Annotated in this window: 1 protein-coding gene, 1 tRNA gene and 2 rRNA genes (2 of these 4 cut by a window edge); all 4 read right to left on the bottom strand. The window is 56.9% G+C overall.

The window, feature by feature from the left end; genetic code table 11:
* Positions 1 to 40, bottom strand: partial view of a type II toxin-antitoxin system ParD family antitoxin gene (locus AC0L2D_RS09190; RefSeq protein ID WP_473540855.1) — the start only. 227 nt of this gene lie to the left of the window's left edge; 40 of the gene's 267 nt are visible here — the first part of the coding sequence; its start codon is at positions 38 to 40; its stop codon lies beyond the left edge, outside the window.
* Positions 41 to 920: 880 nt separating this feature from the next.
* Positions 921 to 997: transfer RNA gene (locus tag AC0L2D_RS09185), tRNA-Met, on the bottom strand.
* Positions 998 to 1151: 154 nt separating this feature from the next.
* Positions 1152 to 1266, bottom strand: a 5S ribosomal RNA gene (rrf, locus tag AC0L2D_RS09180).
* Between the two features lie 270 nt (positions 1267 to 1536).
* Positions 1537 to 2500 (bottom strand): 23S ribosomal RNA (locus tag AC0L2D_RS09175); it runs 1858 nt beyond the window's last position.

Here is a 2500-nt window from a genome sequence, read left to right as displayed (position 1 = left end):
TGAAGCTCTCGTAGTGGTCATTCAAAGCGTAATTTGGCATTGGCAACCTCCTGCGGGGAGCGATTCCGAATCTGGCGCCGATTCGGCCATGCCTTACCTCGCGTGACTCATCCGCAGAGAATCGCCCTTCGCTTTGATTCGGCATGATCGAGGCATCGCTTCAACGCCCCTAGGCCGCTCGACCAACGGCACTTGCGGCTATTGCGGCGTGACACACCGGCCGCCGGCGCGATCGAGGATTCACATGCAGGTCGATATTCGCGGTCATCAGTCATTGTCATGGTCGAGGGTGGCCACAAAAGCCGGCTGAATAGAACACCACCCCGACCAAATTCATTTCGTATTTGACTGCAAATCATCACCGGCATCACCGATGCCTGGCACGAGGATCGGATGGCTTTGTCTTTTCCGCCTCCGATTCGGTTGATCCGGCCATGGCGGCGGCCTGGCGCTTCACTTGCCAGTCCCCCAAACGCAAACGGCCCGCGGGCTGCGGGCTGTTTTGTTGAGGCTTTGTTTGTTGTCGTACCTTGTCGGCTGAGTCCTCTTTGTGCGCCGAGGACTGCCGCTTGCGGGCACCATTGTCCCTTGAACGCGAACAGCCCGCCGGCTGATGCCAGGCGGGCTGTTGCTTAGTGAAGTTTGGTTTGCGGGACGGGATTTGGTTCTTTTGTCCCGCAGCTTCGGCTTCGCTTTCGGGGGCCTGAGCCTGGGCAGATCGATGGCCACCCCAGCCGCATATCAAAACGGCGCGCGGGCATTTGTGGCTGGCGGGCTGTTTTTGATGTTGGTTTTGGGGAGAGGATTTGCGTTTTCTGTCTGGCGGCTTGGCTTGGCTGGTTGCGGGCGCCTGATGACAGGCCGGCAGCACAGCACAGCACAAAACAAAAAGCCCGCACGATGGCGGGCTTTTTTGAATTTGGTTGCGGGGACAGGATTTGAACCTGTGACCTTCAGGTTATGAGCCTGACGAGCTACCGGGCTGCTCCACCCCGCGTCAATTTTTGTGTAAGCCGAGGCCTACAGATAGGTATATGGCTGACCAAATGAAAGGGCCGCTTACGCGGCCCGTGATCCCTTGGCGGGCCATTTCATAAAGAGAAGATTTTTCTCCATCCGATTTGGATGTGAGATCAACGTGCGTTTGGCAGACCTGGCAGCGACCTACTCTCCCGCGTCTTGAGACGAAGTACCATCAGCGCTGGAGCGTTTCACGGCCGAGTTCGGAATGGGATCGGGTGCAGCCGCTCCGCCATAACCACCAGGTCGGCAAAACGCACGTTGTTCGAGAAGCTTTTGAGCGAAGGCGCACAAAGAGACATCGGCAGCGGAGCTGTCGGGTGCCTCTCGGGGCTGTTCGCTGGTCTTTGTGTGCCTTTACGGTTCTTGGTCTGGCGCCTTTCGAAGCGAAGCTTCGCAAGGTCGACCGACCGTCGGCGCTGATGCGCCGCACCCACGTAGCGCCGCCCGCAGGGCGGAACAAGCGTGAGTGAGAACAGACCATCTGACTTTGTCAGATGGGCATAAGGAATGAGAACGATCAAGCCGATCGAACTATTAGTACCGGTAAGCTTCAAGCGTTGCCGCTCTTCCACACCCGGCCTATCAACGTGGTCGTCTTCCACGGTTCTCAGGGAATACTCGTTTTAAGGTGGGTTTCCCGCTTAGATGCCTTCAGCGGTTATCCCGTCCGGATATAGCTACCCTGCTATGCGGCTGGCGCCACAACAGGTCCACCAGAGATCCGTCCATCCCGGTCCTCTCGTACTAGGGACAGATCCTTTCAATATTCCTACACCCACGGCAGATAGGGACCGAACTGTCTCACGACGTTCTGAACCCAACTCACGTACCGCTTTAAATGGCGAACAGCCATACCCTTGGGACCTGCTCCAGCCCCAGGATGCGATGAGTCGACATCGAGGTGCCAAACAACCCCGTCGATATGGACTCTTGGGGGTCATCAGCCTGTTATCCCCGGCGTACCTTTTATCCGTTGAGCGATGGCCCTTCCACGCGGGACCACCGGATCACTATGACCGACTTTCGTCTCTGCTCGACTTGTCAGTCTCGCAGTCAGGCAGGCTTATGCCATTGCACTCAGCGAACGATTTCCGACCGTTCTGAGCCCACCATCGCGCGCCTCCGTTACTCTTTAGGAGGCGACCGCCCCAGTCAAACTACCCACCATACATTGTCCCGGACCCGGATAACGGGCCGCGGTTAGACATCCATAGTAATAAGGGTGGTATTTCAAGGGTGGCTCCACCTGAGCTGGCGCCCAGGCTTCAAAGCCTACCACCTATCCTACACATGCCACTACGAATGCCAATGTAAAGCTATAGTAAAGGTGCACGGGGTCTTTCCGTCTAACCGCAGGAACCCCGCATCTTCACGGGGAATTCAATTTCACTGAGTCTATGCTGGAGACAGCGGGGAAGTCGTTACGCCATTCGTGCAGGTCGGAACTTACCCGACAAGGAATTTCGCTACCTTAGGA

The sequence above is a fragment of the Mesorhizobium sp. WSM4833 genome, from assembly GCF_055811095.1.
Note: the sequence above shows the minus strand (reverse complement) of the source record. Positions and strands in the feature narration are given on the sequence as shown.